Raw genomic sequence first — 18,359 nt, forward strand, 5'->3', positions numbered from 1 at the left:
GCGGCCTACACCCCGTCCCGCGGCGCGTAGGCGAAGACGTCGGAGTGGACCTGCTCCTGCACCGCGCCTGCTGCCAGCAGCGCGTCCAGGGTGGCGTAGACCATGGGTGGTGAGCCGCACAGGTAGATTTCGTAGTCCGCCAGACTGGTCAGGTCCTCGCAGACCGCTTCGCAGAGCATACCCTGACGTCCTTCCCATTCCGGCGTATCGCTGACCACCTGATGCAGATAGACCTGGGGCTCCTGCTGCCACTGCTGCCAGTGCGGCGCCCGGTAGAAATCATCGGGGTGGCGTACGCCCCAGTACAGGTGCAGGGGCAGGCTGAAGCCCTCGTGCAGGCAGAATTGCGCCATGCTCTGCATCTGCGCCAGTCCGGTGCCGGCGGCAATCATTACCAGCGGTCGCTCCGGCACGCGGGGCAGGCAGCAGTCGCCCAGCGGCGCACGCACCCGGGCCAGGCGCTGGGTGCGCAAATGCTCCACCAGCTCCCGGGGGCTCGGCTCCCGGGTCAGGATATGCAGCTCCAGCAGGCGCTCCTCATGGGGCGCCGAAGCGATGGAGAAGGCCGACAGCTCGCCGTCCGGCCGCTCCAGCAGCAGGTACTGGCCGGCGTGGTAACGCAGGGGCTTGCCGGCGGGGGTACGCAGCAGCACCCGGCAGACGTCGCCGCCGACGTCCTCGATGTCGGTCACCTGGCAGGCCAGCTGGCGCAGCGGCAGCTCATCCGGGGCCAGCACCCCCTGCCATTCCACCTCGCAATCCTCCAGCGGTTCGGCGATACAGGTAAACAGCTCGCCGCGACTGCGTTCGGTGCCATGTTGCAGCACCCGACCGCTGATCAGGTTGGCTGCACAGATATGGCAGTTGCCGTTGCGACAGCTCTGGGGCGCGTCGTAACCCAGGCGTCGCACCGCATCGATGATGCGCTCGCCGGGCAACAGCTCGATGATATGCCCGGAAGGCTGCAGGGTTACCTTCATCAGTCGATTCCCAGCTCGGACCAGATGGCGTCGATGCGCTGCTGCACCGCCGGGTCCTGAGTGATGGCGGTACCCCACTCGCGGCTGGTTTCGCCCGGCCACTTGTTGGTCGCATCCAGGCCCATCTTGCTGCCCAGACCGGAAACCGGCGAGGCAAAGTCCAGATAGTCGATCGGTGTGTTGTCGATCATCACGGTATCGCGCTTGGGGTCCATGCGCGTGGTGATGGCCCAGATGACGTCATTCCAGTCCCGGGTGTTGATGTCGTCGTCGACCACGATGACGAACTTGGTGTACATGAACTGGCGCAGAAAGCTCCACACCCCCAGCATCACGCGCTTGGCATGGCCCGGGTACTGCTTCTTCATCGACACCACGGCCATGCGGTAGGAGCAGCCCTCCGGGGGCAGATAGAAGTCGGTGATTTCCGGGAACTGCTTCTGCAGGATGGGCACGAACACTTCGTTCAGGGCCACGCCCAGCACCGCCGGTTCATCCGGCGGACGGCCGGTGTAGGTGCTGTGGTAGATGGGTTTTTCCCGCTGGGTAATGCGCTCGATGGTGAATACCGGAAAGCGGTCGACCTCGTTGTAGTAGCCGGTGTGATCGCCGAAGGGGCCCTCATCGGCCATCTCGCCCGGGTGGATCACCCCCTCCAGCACTATCTCGGCACTGGCCGGCACCTGCAGCTCGGAACCACGGCACTTCACCAGTTCGGTGCGCTGGCCGCGCAGCAGCCCGGCAAAGGCGTATTCGGACAGGGTGTCAGGTACCGGGGTAACGGCTCCCAGGATGGTGGCCGGGTCGGCGCCCAGCGCCACGGCAACCGGGAAGGGCTCGCCTGGGTGCTTCTCGCACCACTCACGGAAGTCCAGGGCGCCGCCGCGGTGGCTGAGCCAGCGCATGATCACCTTGTTGCGGCCGATCACCTGCTGGCGATAGATACCCAGATTCTGGCGATCCTTGTTCGGTCCACGGGTGATCACCAGCCCCCAGGTGATCAGCGGGCCGGCATCGCCGGGCCAGCAGGTCTGTACCGGGATGCGCGACAGGTCAACATCGTCGCCCTCGATGACGGTGGCCTGGCAGGGCGCATCGCGCACCACCTTCGGCGCCATGGAGATCACCTTCTTCACCAGTGGCAGCTTGGACCAGGCGTCCTTGAGCCCCTTCGGCGGGTCGGGTTCCTTGAGGTAGGCCAACAGTTTGCCGATCTCGCGCAGCTGACTGACGCTCTCGGCACCCATGCCCATGGCGACCCGCTCCGGAGTGCCGAACAGGTTGCCCAGCACCGGCATGTCGTATCCGGTGGGGTTCTCGAACAGCAGTGCCGGGCCGCCCCGGCGCAGGGTGCGGTCGCAGACTTCGGTCATTTCCAGCACGGGGGAGACGGGGGTCTGGATGCGCTTGAGTTCACCGCGCTGTTCCAGTCCCTTGATGAAATCGCGAAGATCGGAATATTGCATCTGAGCTTCAAGCCTCAAGCAGCAAGCTGTAAGCAATCGGAGGAATGCCGCAGCTCGAATGTCTGGTCAGAAGCGGTGCCGACAGCGGCTTGCCCCGCAGGACAGTCTGATCGCCATAAGCTGCAAGCAGTATCGAACTGCCTGCAGCTTGCCGCTTCCGGCTGGGGGTCAGTTCTTGGCGCGCTTCATCGACTGGAAGAATTCGTCGTTGGTCTTGGTGTCCTTCAGACGATCCAGCAGGAATTCGATGGCGGCGATCTCGTCCATGGAGTGCAGGATCTTGCGCAGGATCCACATCCGCTGCAACTCATCCTCGCTGGTCAGCAGCTCTTCACGACGGGTGCCGGAGCGGTTGATGTTGATTGCCGGGAATACGCGCTTCTCGGCAATCTTGCGATCCAGGTGGATCTCCATGTTGCCGGTGCCCTTGAATTCCTCGTAGATCACTTCGTCCATCTTCGAGCCGGTATCGACCAGCGCGGTGGCGATGATGGTCAGGCTGCCGCCTTCCTCGATGTTCCGCGCAGCACCGAAGAAACGCTTGGGCTTCTCCAGGGCGTGGGCGTCGACACCACCGGTCAGCACCTTGCCGGAGCTGGGGATCACGGTGTTGTAGGCACGGGCCAGACGGGTGATGGAGTCGAGCAGGATGACCACGTCCTTCTTGTGTTCGACCAGGCGCTTGGCCTTCTCGATCACCATCTCGGCTACCTGCACGTGGCGGGCCGGCGGCTCGTCGAAGGTCGAGGCTACCACTTCGCCGCGCACGGTGCGCTGCATCTCGGTCACTTCTTCGGGGCGTTCATCGATCAGCAGGACAATCAGGTGGCATTCGGGGTTGTTGCGGGCAATGTTGGAGGCGACGTTCTGCAGCATCAGGGTCTTGCCGGCCTTGGGCGGTGCCACCAGCAGGCCGCGCTGGCCCTTGCCGATTGGGGCACACAGGTCGATGATGCGTGCGGTCAGATCCTCGGTGGAGCCGTTGCCGGCTTCCATCACCAGGCGCTCGTCGGGGAACAGCGGGGTGAGGTTTTCGAAGAGGATCTTGTTCTTGGTGTTCTCGGGGCGGTCGAAGTTGATCGAATCGACCTTCAGCAGGGCAAAGTAGCGTTCCCCATCCTTCGGGGGCCGGATCTTGCCGGAGATGGTATCGCCGGTGCGCAGGTTGAAGCGGCGGATCTGGCTGGGAGAAACATAGATATCGTCGGGGCCTGCCAGATAGGACGAGTCGGCTGAGCGCAGAAAACCGAAACCATCCTGCAGAATCTCCAGGACGCCGTCGCCGTGAATGTCTTCACCGCCTTTGGCGTGCTTCTTCAGAATGGCAAAGATCACATCCTGCTTGCGCGAACGCCCCATGTTTTCCAGGGCCATCTGCTCGGCGAGTTCGAGAAGTTCGGTTATGGGTTTTTGCTTGAGTTCTGTCAGATTCATAGGTTCGGTGAGTAGTGAGATGTCTATCGGCAGGATGGGTTCGTAATAGCCGCCAAGTGGGTGTTGGGGCAGTGATCTGGCAAGTAGGGAAGCCAATTGCCGCAGGGTGCGGCAGGGAGTTGGAACGCAAATCTAGCACCGCACGCGGGCGCCGTCTACATCTGTGGCCAACAAAACCGCTCTCCGGATGACCGGAGAGCGGTGGGTGAATCAGATATTGCTGTCGAGGAAGGCTGCCAGCTGGGACTTGGACAGGGCGCCGACCTTGGTCGCTTCAACATTGCCGTCCTTGAACAGCATCAGCGTGGGGATACCACGGACGCCGTACTTGGGCGGAGTGTCGGTATTCTCGTCGATGTTCAGCTTGCAGATCTTCAGCTTGCCTTGGTAGTCGCGGGCGATATCGTCCAGAACCGGGGCAATCATCTTGCACGGGCCACACCATTCGGCCCAGTAATCGACCAGAACAGGGCCGTCGGCCTTCAGCACTTCAGACTCGAAGCTGCTATCGGTCACGTGCACGATCAAATCACTCATGAGTATCTCCAGAAAAGGTTCGCGGTCGCGGATTGCACGGATGATAGCATCCCCTCGGGCAACTGTGAAACGCGCCACGGGAATTGCGACGAGCCCAGTTTGTCGCATGGGGCGGACACCCGGCGTGCTTAATGGGTAGAATTCCCCGATGCCGAACAGGGGACAAGCGCATGGCGCAGATAGAACAGGCGGATATGCCACTGGTGGCGACCATAGATCTGGGTTCCAACAGCTTCCATATGGTGCTGGCCCGGGTGGATCACGGAGAGATCCGGATTCTGGAGCGACTGGGCGAGAAGGTGCAGCTGGCCAGCGGTCTGGATGAGGACGACAACCTCTCCGAGGAGGCCATCCAGCGCGGGCTGGAGTGCCTGCGGCGGTTCGCCCAGCTGATCAATGGGCTGCCGCCGAATGCGGTGCGCATCGTGGCCACCAATACCCTGCGGGTGGCGCGCAATCGCGCGGACTTCATCCGACAGGTCAAGGAGATCGTCGGCCACCGGGTGGACGTGATATCCGGGCGCGAGGAAGCGCGACTCATCTATCTGGGCGTGGCCTACACTCTGGCCGATGATCGAGGCAAGCGCCTGGTCGTCGACATCGGTGGCGGCAGCACCGAGTTCATCGTCGGCGAACGTTTCGAATCCCTGTTGCGTGAAAGCCTGCCGATGGGCTGCATATCCTTCGCCCGCCGATTCTTTGCCGACGGCAAGATCACCGAGCGTGCCTGCCGGCAGGCCTACACCGCGGCACGTCTTGAACTGATGCCGATCGAGCAGGGCATTCAACGGCTCGGCTGGCAGGAGGCGGTAGGAGCCTCGGGGACCATCCGCACAGTCGGCCAGTGCATCCGTGGCGCCGGACTGAGCAACGGCGAGGTCACCCGCGAGGGGCTGCAGTGGCTCAAGCGCAAGATCCTCAAGGCCGGCCATGTGGATCGGCTGAACCTGGAAGGACTCAAGGAGGAGCGTCGGGGCATCCTGCCGTCCGGGCTGGCTATCCTTGAGGCCCTGTTCGACGCTCTGGACGTGCAGACCATGGTCCACTCGGAGGGGGCGCTGCGTGAAGGGGTGTTGTACGAACTGCTGGGACGTCATCATCATGAGGATGTGCGCGAGCGCTCCCTGACCGCCCTGGCCGAACGCAGTCATGTGGATCATGAACAGGCGGCCCGGGTCGAGAGCAAGGCCATCAGTCTGCTGGAACGGGTGGCGCCCGCCTGGGAGCTCACCGATCCCAAGCATGCCTGCCTGCTGCGCTGGGCCGCCCGGGTACACGAGGTGGGGCTGGATGTGGCGCACCATCATTATCACAAGCACGGTGCCTATCTGATCGAACACGCCGATCTGGCGGGCTTCTCCCGTCAGGAGCAGCAGTCCATCGCCCTGCTGGTACGCGGGCACAGGCGCAACCTGCCCAACGACGCGCGGGTGGCCGAGGTGGGCGAGGATGGGCCGGCCCTGCGCCGGCTGTGCATGCTGCTGCGTCTGGCCATCCTCTATCATCACATCCGCGGCTACCAGCAGATGCCGGAGCTGGAGGCCGAAGCCGACGACCACGGGCTGACTCTGACCTTCCCGCCGGGCTGGCTGGAGGAAAACCCGCTGACCCAGGCCGACTTCGAGCAGGAAGCCGGCTACTGGGCGAAGATCGGCTACAGGCTGACGGTACGCTGAGGCGAGCTGGCCAGCTTGTCCAGCAGGGTGAGCTGGGCGCTGCGCGGGTTCTGGTTGCCGGTCGGGCTGCAGCGCACATAGCTGCCGTCGGACTGCAGAAGCCAGGCCTGGGTGTTATCGTTGAGATGGACCAGCAGTTCCTGTTTGGCGCGGCTGACCAGCTTCTTGCCCTCCAGCGGGAAACAGGTCTCGACCCGCTTGTCGAGGTTGCGCTCCATCATGTCCGCGCTGGACAGCCAGATCTGCTCCTGACCCTCGCTGAGGAAGTAGTAGACCCGGCTGTGCTCGAGGAAACGGCCGATCACCGAGCGTACCGTGATGTTGTGCGACACCCCGGGGATGCCGGGGCGCAGACAGCACATCCCGCGAATGATGAGATCCACCTTCACCCCCGCCTGTGACGCCTTGTACAGTGCCTTGATCACCTTGACGTCGGTCAGTGAGTTGGCCTTGGCGATGATGTGTGCCGGCTTGCCGGCCTGGGCCGCCAGGGTTTCGCGGTTGATCAGCTCGAGCAGTTTGCGCTTGAGGGTGAAGGGTGCCTGCAGCAGCTTCTTCATGCGCTGGGCCTTGCCCATGCCGATCAGCTGGTTGAACAGCTTGTGCACGTCCTCGGTGATGGCCAGGTCTGAAGTGAGCAGGCTGTAGTCGGTATACAGGCGGGCGTTGCCGGCGTGATAGTTGCCGGTGCCCAGATGGGCATAACGGCGCAGTTCCTCGCCTTCGCGGCGCAGGATCAGCATCATCTTGGCGTGGGTCTTGAAGCCCACCACCCCGTAGATGACCACGGCGCCGGCCTGCTGCAGTCGGCTGGCCAGCTGCAGGTTGGACTCCTCGTCGAAGCGCGCCCGCAGCTCGATCACCACGGTCACTTCCTTGCCGTTGCGCGCGGCGTCGACCAGCGCGTTGACGATCTCCGAGTTGGCCCCGGTACGGTACAGGGTCTGCTTGATCGCCAGCACGCCGGGGTCCTGTGCCGCCTGGCGCAGCATGTCCACCACCGGGCTGAAGGACTCGTAGGGGTGCAGCAGCAGGATGTCCTGCTTGCGCACGGCCTGGAACAGGTTGTCCGCATTGGTCAGGGGCTTGGGGATGCCCGGGGTGAACGGCGGGAACTGGAGTTCCGGATGGTTATCCATGGTGGTGATGGAGAACAGTCGGGTCAGGTTGACCGGGCCGTTGACCTCATACAGCTCCGATTCGCCGAGGCCGAACTGCTTGAGCAGGAAATCCGACAGCTTCTTCGGGCAGTTGTCCGCCACCTCCAGGCGCACCGCATCACCGTAGCGGCGCGACAGCAGCTGACCACGCAGCACCCGGGCCAGGTCGTCGGCCTCATCGGGGTCGACCTCCAGGTCGGCGTTGCGGGTCAGGCGGAACTGGTAGCAGCCGCGCACCTGCATGCCCGGGAACAGATCGTCGGCATGGGCGTGGATCATCGACGAGAGGAACACGAAGTTGTCGCCGCCATCGCAGAGTTCGTCCGGCACGCGGATCAGTCGGGGCAGCGAGCGCGGTGCGGGAATGATCGCCAGACCGCTGTCCCGGCCAAAGGCATCGACCCCTTCGAGTTCGACGATGAAGTTCAGGCTCTTGTTCACCAGCAGGGGGAAGGGGTGGGTCGGATCCAGTCCGATGGGGCTGATGATGGGCGCAATCTCGTTGCGGAAGAAGCGGCGCACCCACAGGGTCTGCTTGTAGGTCCACTGGCGACGGCGCAGAAAGCGGATCTTCTGCCGGGCCAGTTCGGGCAGCAGTACGTCATTGAGAATGCTGTACTGGCGGGCCACCTGCTGATGCGCTATTTCGCTGATCTTGGCCAGTACCTGATGCGGCTGCAGGCCATCCGGGCCGGTCTGCTCACGGGCGAAGGCGATCTGCTCCTTGAGTCCGGCCACGCGGATTTCGAAGAACTCGTCCAGGTTGCTGGAGAAGATCAGCAGGAACTTCAGGCGCTCCAGCAGCGGATAGGACTCGTCCAGCGCCTGTTCCAGCACGCGGATATTGAACTGCAGCTGGGACAGCTCCCGGTGGATGTAGAGTTCCGGGGAATCCAGCGAGAGCACGGGCTCGACGGGCGATGCCGGCGCGTCGTTCTCGTTGCGCCCGGCCTCAGCGGGGGTGGATTGGATGGTGTCCTGAGCCAGCTCCGGCTCGTTGTCTGGATCCCGCATCATGTCCTCTGGAGTCTGCCTGTTGATCCGGCCACAGGGGGGGCCGGCAAGGTCCTGTTATACCCCGGCAGTATGACCGAAATGCAGCAGCAAGCGTAGGGGAGGGCAGTGTGCGGAGTGCGGGGCAGCCGAGGCCGCCCCGTTGCCGAGTCAGAGGCCGCGCAGCTGGCGGGCGGCGTGCTTGGCGTAGTAGGTGAGGATGGCATCGGCGCCGGCGCGCTTGATCACGGTGAGCGATTCCATGATCACTGCCTCGCTCAGCCAGCCGTTGGCAATGGCCGCCTGGTGCATGGCGTACTCGCCACTGACCTGATAGACGAAGGTCGGCACCTTGTGGTGTTCCTTGACCCGCTGGACGATATCCAGATAGGGCATGCCGGGCTTGACCATGACCATGTCGGCGCCCTCGGCCAGGTCCATGGCGACCTCGTGCAGGGCTTCGTCGCTGTTGGCCGGGTCCATCTGATAGGTGGCCTTGTCCGCCTTGCCGAGGTTGGCGGCGGAACCGACCGCATCACGGAATGGACCGTAGTAGGCGCTGGCGTACTTGGCGGAGTAGGCCAGGATGCGGGTATTGATGTAGCCGGCATCCTCCAGTGCCTCGCGGATGGCCAGGATGCGGCCGTCCATCATGTCCGACGGCGCGACTATGTCGGCACCGGCCTCGGCATGGGACAGCGCCTGGCGCACCAGCGCCTCGACGGTGACGTCGTTCAGCACGTATCCCTGCTCGTCGATGATGCCGTCCTGACCGTGGGTGGTGAAGGGGTCCAGTGCCACATCGGTGATCACCCCCAGCTGCGGGAAGTGCTGCTTGAGCGCCCGGGTGGCGCGCTGCGCCAGGCCTTCGGGGTTCCAGGCTTCGGCAGCATCCAGCGATTTGGCCTCGGTCGGGGTCACCGGGAACAGCGCCACCGCGGGGATCCCCAGCTCTACCAGTTCCCTGGCTTCCTCCAGCAGCAGGTCGATCGACAGCCGCTCGATACCGGGCATGGAGGCCACCGGCTCGCGCTGGCCGGTTCCCTCCAGCACGAACACCGGATAGATCAGATCGTCCGTGGTCAGGCGGGTCTCGCGCATCAGGCGGCGGGAGAAGTCGTCCTTGCGCGAACGGCGCATGCGGGACAGGGGGAACGGGCGGGGGGCTGGCTGAAAGGTCACTTCGACTCCCTGGGTGCGTGCAGCACCGAAGACAGTGGGCAGAACGGAAGGCGGCGCTGCCGCTCTTCCTCAGACGTCGAGATTATGACGGAATTGGGAGAGTAAACGTAGGGCCACGTTGTCGCGCAGCTCGTCACCGGACTCGGTGCTGACCTCCACGCGGTTGCGCCCCATCGCCTTGGCCCGGTACAGCGCGGCATCCGCCGCAGCGATCAGCGCATCGAAATCGTGGCCGTGGGTGCAGGTGCCGGCGACGCCGACACTGACGCTGAGGGTGATTGCCTGATCGGAGATGATGTCGGTGTGGCTGTGTACCGCCTGGCGGATGCGTTCGGCCACATCCAGGGCGGTGCTGGCGTCCAGACCGGGCAGCAGCAACACGAATTCTTCCCCGCCGAAGCGGCCCAGCAGATCGTCGGAGCGCATGTGGTGGCGTATGCGGCTGACCAGATGGCAGAGGACCGCGTCCCCGGTCTGGTGTCCGAATTCGTCATTGATCCGCTTGAAATGGTCGGCGTCGACCATCAGCAGGGTGGCCGGCAGGCCCCGTTGGCAGGTTATTTCCAGCACCGCACGGGCCTGCTCGAGCATGCTGCGCCGATTCAGGGTGCCGGTCAGGGCGTCGTGCTCGGAAAGGCGTTGCAGGGCCATCATGGTGCGGTAATGGGTCATCAGGATGAAGCCGCTGGCCATGCCGATCTGGGCTACCATCACGCCCAGCAGCGTGGCATGTTGCAGTCCCTGGGTATCGGCCCCGGTCATCTGGGGGTCGCTGGCACTGAGCGCCGCACGCAGCAGCAGTCCCACACCGCTGAGGAGCATGATGCCGCCGGTGAACCAGTAGGCCCGGCGCAATGGTGCGCGGGCCGGGACCAGCAGCTCCCGTGCTGACAGCAGTGCCAGCACACCGAGGCAGGCGCCGACGCTCGCCTGCCTGGCTGCGGGGTTGTCATCCACGTAGTGGAACCAGGCAAGCAGCGACATGATCAGCAGCGCCGCCATCAGTGGCCCGGCCTGTGGCTGGCTGGCGCCCTTGAAGGCACGCACTCCCAGCCAGATCACCCCCAGGCCCAGGGCCATGAGCCCGGCGGCAAGAATCTGGGAAAGGCTGTGGTGCAGCAGCCCCTGGCTGATGTTCAATACCAGACCCATGGTCAGGGCCAGGTTGCCCAGTGCCCAGTGACGCAGACCTTTCTCGCTGCCGGAATGCCAGGCGGCCATGATCAGCACCAGGGTCATGCCCAGGGTCACCAGCACCAGCGCCAGGGCCAGGGAATATGTGTTCAACTCGGTATGCATGGTGCGGATAGTCCTTGTCCGACTCCATGGGGCAGCGCAGCGTCGGAGCAGCAGCTCCAGCGTGACCGACAAGACTATGTTGCGCGTGCAGCGGAGAAAAGCATCACCTGCGCAGGATGTGCGGAGGTTGGCATACAACTTTTATGGCACTGCGCCATTATAGGCTCAGGGCAGGCGGGGATCGCAATGGAAAAACAAACCGGCATGGCTGACTGGCGTCGCCGGCTGCTGTGGAGCCTGGCTCTGGTCTGGGCTGCGGGGCTGGTCTGGGCATGGTGGTGGATGGACGGGCGGCACGGACAGGTATTCGAGCGCCCGGCCTATTTTGCCGGCGACCAGGTGCCCGGGCCGTTTCCCGCCGGGCAGATTCAGGTGGTACACGTGTGGCAGAGTGGCTGCCCCTGCAATGCCGGGCATGAAGCCTATATCCGCGAGATGACCGAGCGCTTCAGTGCCCGGGGGGTGCGGTTCGCCCGGGCCGGCAGTCTGCCCGGGGGGCGTGGCGATGTGCTCGGCGAGCTACCCCACTGGCGGTTGCCCGCCAGCTGGGCCGACTGGCCAGGAGGTCCATCGGTCGCCATCTGGGATGCCAGCGGCCAGCTGGCCTATGTAGGCCCCTACAGCGACGGCGCCAGTTGCAATCAGGACAGCAGCTTTATCGAGCCGGTACTGCGTGCGTTGCTGGCAGGTCGGGCAGTCAATGCAGCCCGCTATGACACCCTGGCCTGTCTCTGTGAACTGGATGAGGAGGCGTTCGCTCCCTGAAATGGCAGGGCAGGCCAGCGCTCGGCGCCGGGACGGTACATAAGCTGGCGTTGCGCGGGTGCGCTGCACCCCGGCAGACGCGCTACTTGCCCAGTCCCTTGGCCAGCAGCCGATCCAGCGCGTTGGCGAAGGCCTGCTTGTCCTTGTCACTGTAGGGTGCCGGGCCGCCGCGACCGGCCAGACCGGCGCCGCGCAGCTCGTCCATCAGATTGCGTACCGCCAGTCGCTCGCCGATGCTGCCGCTGTCATAGACCTCGCCGCGCGGGTTGATGGCGGTGATACTGCGTCGTACCAGCCCGTCCGCCAGGGGAATGTCCGCGGTGACCACCAGATCATTGGGCTCGGCGTGCTCGATGATATAGAGATCGGCGACATCGGCGCCGCCAGGTACCACCACCTGGCGCACGCCCGGGGCCGGCGCCAGGCCCAGCGAGCTGTTGGCCACCAGCACCAGCTGCAGCTGCCGGCGCTTGGCAGCGCGCAGCATGATGTCACGCACCGGGCGCGGGCAGGCGTCCGCGTCTATCCACAGGGTCATGGTGCCTCCGCCAGTTCGGCCTGCAGCTGCTCCAGGGCCTCGTGGGCCTCCAGCCACTGCATTTCCAGTTCATCTATCTGCTGGCGGCAGGCTGCCTGCCGGGCCAGCAGAGTCTTCAGCCGATCGCGCTGACTGTCGGTGTACAGGTCGTTGTCCGCCAGTTCGGCTTCGATGCCGGCCATTTCCTGCTGCGCCCGGTCCAGTTGCTGCTCCAGCCGGTCGGCTGCCTTCTTCAGCGGGGCCAGACGCTGGCGCTGCTCGGCGGCCAGGCGGCGCTGGGCCTTGGGGTCGATGCGCGTGGAGGGGGTGGGCTCGGGGGCGCCGGCGCTGTTCTGCTGTTGGCGGAACTGGGCGAGCCAGCGGGTGTAGCTGTCCAGATCATCCTCGTAGACGCGCAGTCGCCCATCGGCCACCAGCCACAGCTCATCGGTGGTGTCCCGGATCAGCGCACGGTCGTGGGACACCAGCAGCATGGCGCCCTCGAAGTTCTGCAGCGCCAGGGTCAGCGCGTGGCGCATTTCCATGTCCAGGTGGTTGGTCGGCTCATCGAGCAGCAGCAGGTTGGGTTTCTGCCAGGCGATCAGGGCCAGGGCCAGTCGCGCCTTCTCGCCGCCGGAGAAATGCAGCACGGGCTCCTCGGCACGGCTGCCATGGAAATCGAAGCCACCGAGGAAGTTGCGCAGATCCTGCTCCCGGGTCTGGGGCGCCAGGCGTGCCAGATGCAGCAAGGGGCTGGCCTGCGGGTCCAGACTGTCCAGCTGGTGCTGGGCAAAGTAGCCGATGGCCAGATGTTCACCGGTCTTGAGCTCGCCGGCGATCAGCGGCAGGGCGCCGGCCAGGGTCTTGATCAGGGTGGACTTGCCAGCGCCGTTGGGCCCCAGTACGCCGATCCGTGCCCCGGGGGCCAGACGCAGTTCCACCTGTTCCAGCACCGCCTTGCCCTGGTAACCCAGGGTGCCACCGGTCAGGTCGAGCAGCGGGTCGGACTGGTTGTCGGCCTCGCGGAAACTGAAGCTGAAGGGCGAGTCGACATGGGCCGGGCCGAGCAGTTCCATGCGCTCCAGGGCCTTGAGTCGGCTCTGGGCCTGGCGCGCCTTGGTCGCCTGGGCGCGGAACCGGGCAATGTACTTCTGCATGTGCTCGCGTTGGGCCTGCTGCTTCTCGTAGGCGGCCTGCTGCTGGCTCAGGCGTTCGGCACGGGTCCGTTCGAACTGGCTGTAACCGCCACGGTAGAGGGTCAGCTTCTGTGATTCGACGTGGACTATGTGCTCCACCACCGCATCCAGAAAGTCCCGGTCATGGGAAATCAGCAGCAGGGTGCCGGGGTAGCTGCGCAGCCAGTCTTCCAGCCAGAGAATGGCGTCCAGATCCAGGTGGTTGGTCGGCTCGTCGAGCAACAGCAGGTCTGACGGGCACATGAGTGCCTGGGCCAGGTTCAGGCGCATGCGCCAGCCCCCGGAGAAGTCACCGACCCGGGCCTCGCACTGATCCGGGGTGAAGCCCAGACCGGCCAGCAGGGTGCGAGCGCGGCTGTCGGCACTGAAGCCGCCATGGGCCTCCAGTTCGGCGTAGAGGGTGCCGAGCTGGGTGGCGTCCTGGCGTTGCTCGGCCTCGGCCAGCTGGCGCTGGATCTGGCGCAGCCGCTGATCACCGTCGAGCACGTAATCCACGGCAAGGCGTTGGAGGTCATCTATTTCCTGACGCATGTGGGCGATGCGCCAGTCCGGCGGCAGGGAGCAGTCACCGGCGTCCGGTGTCAGTTGCCCGAGCAGCAGGGCGAACAGGCTCGACTTGCCGGCACCATTGGTGCCCAGCAGGCCGACTTTCTGACCGGCGTGCAGGGTCAGACTGGCGTTCTCCAGCAGGCGCAGGGGGCCGCGTTGCAGGGTCAGGGATTCGATCTTTATCATGGCGCGGAGTATATCAGCGTCGAGGGTACAAGCGATGACCGGCCTGACCGATTACGCCGGCTGGTTGTATGCGCAGCCGGAGGTGCAGGAGCTGCTGCTGGGGCTGCAGGATGAGCACGGCGAGGATGTGCTGTTGCTGCTGACCGCCTGCTGGCTGGGCACGCATGGACTGCAAGCCGATCCCGCTCTGTGGGGCGAGCTGAAGGCCGTGCAGCAGCCTTGGCGGGATGAGGTGATAGTGCCGCTGCGCCAGGTGCGCCGGCGCCTGGCCGGCGACAGTGCCTGCCGGAGCCTGTACGAGCAGGTCAAGGCCTGTGAGCTGGCAGCCGAATGGCGGCAGCTCGGTGTGCTGGAGGCCTTGTGTGAGCGGCGCAACCTGGCCGCCGCGGGCAGGCGGACTGTCGGCGAACACCTGAGTCTGGGTGCCGAAGCGCCGACGCAGGAGTTGGAGCGGGTCGCGGTCGGGCTCGGGCAGGGTAGCCTCTAGGGGGGCCTCCGTTCCGGGCCCTGGGCGTGCTGTGCACGCCGTTCGCAGCGGGGGCGCTGCTCCTACGGGTGGTGGGGTGTGGGGTGGCTTGCGCTGGTTTTGTAGGAGCCCCCGCCCCGGGGGGGCGAAGGGGTTGGCCCTGGGGCGTGCTGGGCACGCCGTTCGCAGCGGGGGCGCTGCTCCTACGGGTGGTGGGGTGTGGGGTGGCTTGCGCTGGTTTTGTAGGAGCCCCCGCCCCGGGTGCGAAGGGTGGCGTTTGGGGCGTGCTGTGCACGCCGTTCGCAGCGGGGGCGCTGCTCCTACGGGTGGTGGGTTTGGGGTGGCTTGCGCTGGTTTTGTAGGAGCCCCCGCCCCGGGTGCGAAGGGTGGCGTTTGGGGCGTGCTGGGCACGCCGTTCGCAGCGGGGGCGCTGCTCCTACGGGTGGTGGGTTTGGGGTGGCTTGCGCTGGTTTTGTAGGAGCACCCGCCCCGGGTGCGAAGGGTGGCGTTTGGGGCGTGCTGTGCACGCCGTTCGCAGCGTGGGCGCTGCTCCTACGGGTGGTGGGTTTGGGGTGGCTTGCGCTGGTTTTGTAGGAGCACCCGCCCCGGGTGCGAAGGGTGGCGTTTGGGGCGTGCTGGGCACGCCGCTCGCAGCGGGGGCGCTGCTCCTACGGGTGGTGGGGTGTGGGGTGGCTTGCGCTGGTTTTGTAGGAGCCCCCGCCCCGGGGGCGAAGGGTTGGTTCGGGGCGTGCTGTGCACGCCGTTCGCAGCGTGGGCGCTGCTCCTACGGTTCAGAGGTGGCGGGCGGTGCTGCGCTTGCTCCTACTGTTCGGGGGCTGGTTCGCTGTCGTTGTTGCGACGACCGCGGGATCGCCGGGAGGAGGGGCGCTTTTCCGTGGTGGCGGTCGGGTTGTTGCGCTTTTCGATGGCCTGGCCGGCCTGGGCATCAATCCGCGCCAGTCCCTTGGCCAGGCGCAGAGTCTGGCGCACATCGCTGTTGAGCTGCCGTGCATAGCTCTGCGCTTCATCATGGGCCTGAGCGACGACGGCCAGTTGCTCCCTGAGCTCGCTCAGTTTGCCGTCGAGCTTCTCCAGCTTGTCCGTACTGCCACCGCTGGCCCGGGCCTCGGCCAGTCGGGCCTCGGCCTGGGCGGTTTTCTCATCGAGACGGGCACGCTTCTGCGCCAGCTTGTCCAGCACCTTCTGCGCATCTTCCTCGGCCCGCTGACAGGCCTCGGCAAGATGCTCGTTCAGCGTCCGGGTCAGCCCCTGGAGCAGGTGCAGGGGAGTCGGGACCGGGCTGGCCGGTGATTTGCGTTGCTCTGCCATGGTCACCCCACCGTCGCAGTCGCCTGCTGGGGCTGGCGATGGGCATTGTGCAGAACCTCGATCAGGCAGTCCTCGAGCTCGAAACGCTCGTCCAGCAGGCCGCCCATCTTGAGCAGGCGTGAGCGCATGACATCCTCCTTGAGCACGCGTTTGGTCCTGGCCCCGTAGTAGTCATTGAACAGCACGGCGAACTGGGTGATGGTCTCTATCCGCGGCATGACCCGAGCCATCAGCTCCAGCGCCCGGTCGTCACCGGCTTCCTCGGCGCCGCGCACCAACTGTTCGTAGACGGAAAAATGCCCTGCTGACACGTAATCAAGCAGGGCACTGCAGAAGAGGTTGAGTTGTTCCTGAACGCTGCGACCCTCATGGGTCTGATCACGCAGCGCAATATACTGGTCCACGAGTTCCTTTCGATCAGCCAGCCAGCGGTCAATGAGCCTGTCGACTCCGCCCCAGCGTTCCTGGGCATTCTTGTATTTCTCCAGCATGATCCACCTCGTTTTGCCTTGTGAGCCCGGGATCGGGACTGCTGTTCCCATGGATCCGACAGAATAGGTCAGTCCGGCAGGTGGTATCAAGCGGGCATAGTGCCAGTATCAGTCCTCGCTGCGCACCAGCTGGACGAGACCGAACAGGGCAAAACCGATGAAGGCCAGCAGGGTGCATTCAGCGATGCTCAGACCGAGGAAGGTCCAGGTGACCTTGGCGCAATCCGCCGTTCCGCTGAACAGCAGGGTGAGCATCTCCAACACCGGCAGTACATCGATCATGTAATCCAGGCTGGGCAGGCAAGAGGGCAGCTGATCCGAAGGCTGGTGCTGCAGCCAGACCTGGCGCCCGGCGGTGGCGGCACCGAAAGCGGCGAGCAGGGTCACGCCCACGGCGTAGGCACGGGCGGCAATGGCGCGGTGGCGACCCGGACGGGGCTGGGGGTTATGCAGCACTGCGGCCAGGCAGGTCAGGCCGATGAGAAGGAATGCCGCCCGTTGCACCAGGCACAGCGGACAGGGCAGCAGCTCCATCACGTATTCCATGTAATAGGCGGTTGCCAGCAGCAGTACACAGACGATGAAGGCAAACAGATACAGGGGGCGTGAGGCAGGCAGGGTCATGCGTGGGTCCGGTGGCTGGATGAGCGACGGAATACATTAGATGAGCCGCAGGCGGCTGACAAGCGTGGGTACACCGCCGGCACCCGGCCGGCGGTGTGGACGATCAGGCGTCGGCCTGCTGCCCTTCGGCCATGCGGCGCTGTTCGGCCTGGGCGAACAGGGCATCGAAGTTGACCGGCGACAGCATCAGGGGAGGGAAGCTGCCGCGGGATACCAGATTGTCGATCGCTTCGCGGGCGTAGGGGAACAGGATGTTCGGGCAGAAGGCGCCCAGGGTGTGGCGCATGGACGCCTCATCCAGTCCGTTGATGGCGAAGATACCGGCCTGTTGTACTTCGGCGATGAAGGTGACTTCGTCATTGCCGTTGGTCACGGTTGCGGACAGGCTCAGCACCACCTCGTGGATACCTTCCTGCAGCTGGCTGTGACGGGTGTTCAGATCCAGACTGACCTGCGGGTTCCACTGGCTCTGGAATACCGCCGGGGACTTCGGCGACTCGAAGGACAGGTCCTTCACGTAGATGCGCTGCAGGGCGAATTGTACCTGCGGCTGGTTGGCGCCATTGGCGGCGGTGTTGTTCTGTTGCTCTTCAGCCATGTTCAGTCCTTGTTGGTGCCGGTGGTATGGAAAATCCACAAGGCGCCCTTGGCCCCGAGCGGATTTCCTGAGTGATCAGGGCAGTCAGCCTGCCAGCATTCTATCGAGTTTGCCAGAGCGATCCAGTGCCATCAGGTCGTCGCATCCGCCTACATGGGTGTCATTGATCCAGATCTGCGGGACCGAGGTGCGCCCGGCCAGACGGGCCATTTCGGCACGAACGGCGGGTTTGCCATCAACGACGATTTCCTGATAGTTCACGCCCTTGCTGTTCAGCAGCTGCTTTGCACGGATGCAGAAGGGGCAATAGTCGCTGCTGTAGATGGTGATATCTGCCATGGGTTATTTGACCAGAGGTAGGTTGTCTGCGCGCCAACCACTGATTCCATGTGCCAGCCGATTGACATTGGCATAACCGGCAGCCTTGAGTTGCTTGGATGCGGCGCCGGCATGCTGGCCGTTGGCGCAGGCCAGAATGATGGGTTTTTCCCTGTGCTTGTCCAGTTCGACCATGCGAGTGGCGAAACTGTCCAGGGGAATATTGATCGAATCGACAATATGCCCGGCGGCGAAGTCCTTCTTGGGACGGATATCCACCAGCACGGCATTTTCCCGGTTGAGCAGGACGGTGGCCTGCTGGGAGGTCAGAGCCTTGCCGGCCTTGCGGCCCTCGGTGACGATCAGCAGTACCAGCACGACCAGGAAGGCCCCGGACAGCAGATAGTGATTGGCTATGAACTCTATAAGGTGTTGTACGAACTGCATGGAGGTATCATTCCGCGACCAGTAAAGCCCGCCAGTATACACAGCCGATCCCGGCTGCAGTACTACCACCGGGCATGACACGCCGACGCCGGCCAAGTAAACTTGCCGGCATGCCTGCCACCGCCGGCAGGGGTTCCCTTACCTCT

18 protein-coding genes are annotated in these 18,359 nt (G+C 64.7%); 3 read left to right on the forward strand and 15 right to left on the reverse strand.

From position 1 onward, the window contains the following. Positions 1-5: 5 nt before the first annotated feature. The 4 genes from VF673_RS04045 to trxA form a co-directional block, all read right to left on the reverse strand. Positions 6-980 carry a 2Fe-2S iron-sulfur cluster-binding protein gene (locus tag VF673_RS04045; protein ID WP_440290991.1) on the reverse strand — a complete coding sequence of 325 codons (975 nt, stop codon included), beginning with the start codon at positions 978-980 and terminating at the stop codon, positions 6-8. Then, a complete protein-coding gene (gene ubiD / locus VF673_RS04050) occupies positions 980-2,446 on the reverse strand; it encodes a 4-hydroxy-3-polyprenylbenzoate decarboxylase (RefSeq protein ID WP_440290992.1) in 1,467 nt (488 codons plus the stop codon). The genes VF673_RS04045 and ubiD overlap by 1 nt, the downstream gene beginning before the upstream one ends. 168 nt (positions 2,447-2,614) lie before the next feature. After that, positions 2,615-3,880 carry a transcription termination factor Rho gene (gene rho / locus VF673_RS04055; RefSeq protein ID WP_090538832.1) on the reverse strand — a complete coding sequence of 422 codons (1,266 nt, stop codon included), beginning with the start codon at positions 3,878-3,880 and terminating at the stop codon, positions 2,615-2,617. Between the two features lie 210 nt (positions 3,881-4,090). Then, positions 4,091-4,417, reverse strand: coding sequence for a thioredoxin TrxA (gene trxA, locus VF673_RS04060; protein ID WP_090538831.1), 327 nt, complete (start codon positions 4,415-4,417; stop codon positions 4,091-4,093). Between the two features lie 170 nt (positions 4,418-4,587). Between trxA and ppx the strand changes: the two genes are divergently transcribed. After that, on the forward strand, positions 4,588-6,093 hold the full coding sequence (ppx, locus tag VF673_RS04065) for an exopolyphosphatase (RefSeq protein ID WP_440290993.1): 1,506 nt from the start codon (positions 4,588-4,590) through the stop codon (positions 6,091-6,093). On the opposite strand, the gene ppk1 is transcribed toward ppx, so the two are convergent. The 3 genes from ppk1 to VF673_RS04080 form a co-directional block, all read right to left on the reverse strand. Further along, on the reverse strand, positions 6,072-8,270 hold the full coding sequence (gene ppk1 / locus VF673_RS04070; RefSeq protein ID WP_440290994.1) for a polyphosphate kinase 1: 2,199 nt from the start codon (positions 8,268-8,270) through the stop codon (positions 6,072-6,074). The two genes, ppx and ppk1, sit on opposite strands and share 22 nt — an antisense overlap. A gap of 147 nt (positions 8,271-8,417) precedes the next feature. Further along, entirely contained in the window at positions 8,418-9,428 is a 1,011-nt protein-coding gene (gene hemB, locus VF673_RS04075; protein ID WP_440290995.1) for a porphobilinogen synthase, read from the reverse strand. A 69-nt stretch (positions 9,429-9,497) separates the two neighbouring features. After that, on the reverse strand, positions 9,498-10,727 hold the full coding sequence (locus VF673_RS04080) for a GGDEF domain-containing protein (RefSeq protein WP_440290996.1): 1,230 nt from the start codon (positions 10,725-10,727) through the stop codon (positions 9,498-9,500). Positions 10,728-10,913: 186 nt separating this feature from the next. On the opposite strand from VF673_RS04080, the gene VF673_RS04085 reads away from it, so the two are divergent. Further along, a complete protein-coding gene (locus tag VF673_RS04085) occupies positions 10,914-11,492 on the forward strand; it encodes a DUF6436 domain-containing protein (RefSeq protein WP_440290997.1) in 579 nt (192 codons plus the stop codon). Between the two features lie 82 nt (positions 11,493-11,574). Here the strand turns inward: VF673_RS04085 and VF673_RS04090 are convergent, their stop codons facing one another. Both VF673_RS04090 and VF673_RS04095 read right to left on the reverse strand, forming a co-directional pair. Further along, complete coding sequence (locus VF673_RS04090; RefSeq protein ID WP_440290998.1) at positions 11,575-12,030, reverse strand: YaiI/YqxD family protein; 456 nt, start codon at positions 12,028-12,030, stop codon at positions 11,575-11,577. Then, positions 12,027-13,940: an ATP-binding cassette domain-containing protein gene (locus tag VF673_RS04095; RefSeq protein WP_440290999.1), complete on the reverse strand. Its 1,914-nt coding sequence runs from the start codon at positions 13,938-13,940 to the stop codon at positions 12,027-12,029. The genes VF673_RS04090 and VF673_RS04095 overlap by 4 nt, the downstream gene beginning before the upstream one ends. A gap of 34 nt (positions 13,941-13,974) precedes the next feature. Between VF673_RS04095 and VF673_RS04100 the strand changes: the two genes are divergently transcribed. Further along, a complete protein-coding gene (locus VF673_RS04100) occupies positions 13,975-14,427 on the forward strand; it encodes a TIGR02444 family protein (protein WP_273128555.1) in 453 nt (150 codons plus the stop codon). A gap of 801 nt (positions 14,428-15,228) precedes the next feature. Here the strand turns inward: VF673_RS04100 and VF673_RS04105 are convergent. The 6 genes from VF673_RS04105 to VF673_RS04130 form a co-directional block, all read right to left on the reverse strand. Next, the gene (locus tag VF673_RS04105) at positions 15,229-15,735 is read right to left on the reverse strand and encodes a hypothetical protein (RefSeq protein WP_440291000.1); all 507 of its coding nucleotides are present in this window, start codon (positions 15,733-15,735) and stop codon (positions 15,229-15,231) included. 2 nt (positions 15,736-15,737) lie between these two features. Beyond that, positions 15,738-16,226: a sigma D regulator gene (gene rsd / locus VF673_RS04110; RefSeq protein WP_090538821.1), complete on the reverse strand. Its 489-nt coding sequence runs from the start codon at positions 16,224-16,226 to the stop codon at positions 15,738-15,740. 108 nt (positions 16,227-16,334) lie between these two features. After that, complete coding sequence (locus VF673_RS04115) at positions 16,335-16,850, reverse strand: disulfide bond formation protein B (RefSeq protein WP_090538820.1); 516 nt, start codon at positions 16,848-16,850, stop codon at positions 16,335-16,337. A gap of 103 nt (positions 16,851-16,953) precedes the next feature. Further along, a complete protein-coding gene (gene secB / locus VF673_RS04120) occupies positions 16,954-17,448 on the reverse strand; it encodes a protein-export chaperone SecB (RefSeq protein ID WP_090538819.1) in 495 nt (164 codons plus the stop codon). 84 nt (positions 17,449-17,532) lie between these two features. Beyond that, positions 17,533-17,787: a glutaredoxin 3 gene (gene grxC, locus VF673_RS04125; RefSeq protein WP_090538818.1), complete on the reverse strand. Its 255-nt coding sequence runs from the start codon at positions 17,785-17,787 to the stop codon at positions 17,533-17,535. 3 nt (positions 17,788-17,790) lie between these two features. Then, complete coding sequence (locus tag VF673_RS04130; RefSeq protein ID WP_090538817.1) at positions 17,791-18,213, reverse strand: rhodanese-like domain-containing protein; 423 nt, start codon at positions 18,211-18,213, stop codon at positions 17,791-17,793. Positions 18,214-18,359: the final 146 nt, after the last annotated feature.

Source organism: Halopseudomonas sp. Lyrl_26, from assembly GCF_051948695.1.
GTDB classification, from domain to species: domain Bacteria; phylum Pseudomonadota; class Gammaproteobacteria; order Pseudomonadales; family Pseudomonadaceae; genus Halopseudomonas; species Halopseudomonas formosensis.

Bases quoted from the DNA above. Each gene is read 5' to 3' on its own strand.
- VF673_RS04045 (WP_440290991.1), bottom strand. From the start codon at position 980: ATGAAGGTAACCCTGCAGCCTTCCGGGCATATCATCGAGCTGTTGCCC.
- ppk1 (WP_440290994.1), bottom strand. From the start codon at position 8,270: ATGATGCGGGATCCAGACAACGAGCCGGAGCTGGCTCAGGACACCATC.
- ubiD (WP_440290992.1), bottom strand. From the start codon at position 2,446: ATGCAATATTCCGATCTTCGCGATTTCATCAAGGGACTGGAACAGCGC.
- VF673_RS04090 (WP_440290998.1), bottom strand. From the start codon at position 12,030: ATGACCCTGTGGATAGACGCGGACGCCTGCCCGCGCCCGGTGCGTGAC.
- VF673_RS04100 (WP_273128555.1), top strand. From the start codon at position 13,975: ATGACCGGCCTGACCGATTACGCCGGCTGGTTGTATGCGCAGCCGGAG.
- rho (WP_090538832.1), bottom strand. From the start codon at position 3,880: ATGAATCTGACAGAACTCAAGCAAAAACCCATAACCGAACTTCTCGAA.
- VF673_RS04105 (WP_440291000.1), bottom strand. From the start codon at position 15,735: ATGGCAGAGCAACGCAAATCACCGGCCAGCCCGGTCCCGACTCCCCTG.
- rsd (WP_090538821.1), bottom strand. From the start codon at position 16,226: ATGCTGGAGAAATACAAGAATGCCCAGGAACGCTGGGGCGGAGTCGAC.
- VF673_RS04080 (WP_440290996.1), bottom strand. From the start codon at position 10,727: ATGCATACCGAGTTGAACACATATTCCCTGGCCCTGGCGCTGGTGCTG.
- VF673_RS04115 (WP_090538820.1), bottom strand. From the start codon at position 16,850: ATGACCCTGCCTGCCTCACGCCCCCTGTATCTGTTTGCCTTCATCGTC.
- VF673_RS04085 (WP_440290997.1), top strand. From the start codon at position 10,914: ATGGAAAAACAAACCGGCATGGCTGACTGGCGTCGCCGGCTGCTGTGG.
- ppx (WP_440290993.1), top strand. From the start codon at position 4,588: ATGGCGCAGATAGAACAGGCGGATATGCCACTGGTGGCGACCATAGAT.
- VF673_RS04095 (WP_440290999.1), bottom strand. From the start codon at position 13,940: ATGATAAAGATCGAATCCCTGACCCTGCAACGCGGCCCCCTGCGCCTG.
- secB (WP_090538819.1), bottom strand. From the start codon at position 17,448: ATGGCTGAAGAGCAACAGAACAACACCGCCGCCAATGGCGCCAACCAG.
- grxC (WP_090538818.1), bottom strand. From the start codon at position 17,787: ATGGCAGATATCACCATCTACAGCAGCGACTATTGCCCCTTCTGCATC.
- trxA (WP_090538831.1), bottom strand. From the start codon at position 4,417: ATGAGTGATTTGATCGTGCACGTGACCGATAGCAGCTTCGAGTCTGAA.
- VF673_RS04130 (WP_090538817.1), bottom strand. From the start codon at position 18,213: ATGCAGTTCGTACAACACCTTATAGAGTTCATAGCCAATCACTATCTG.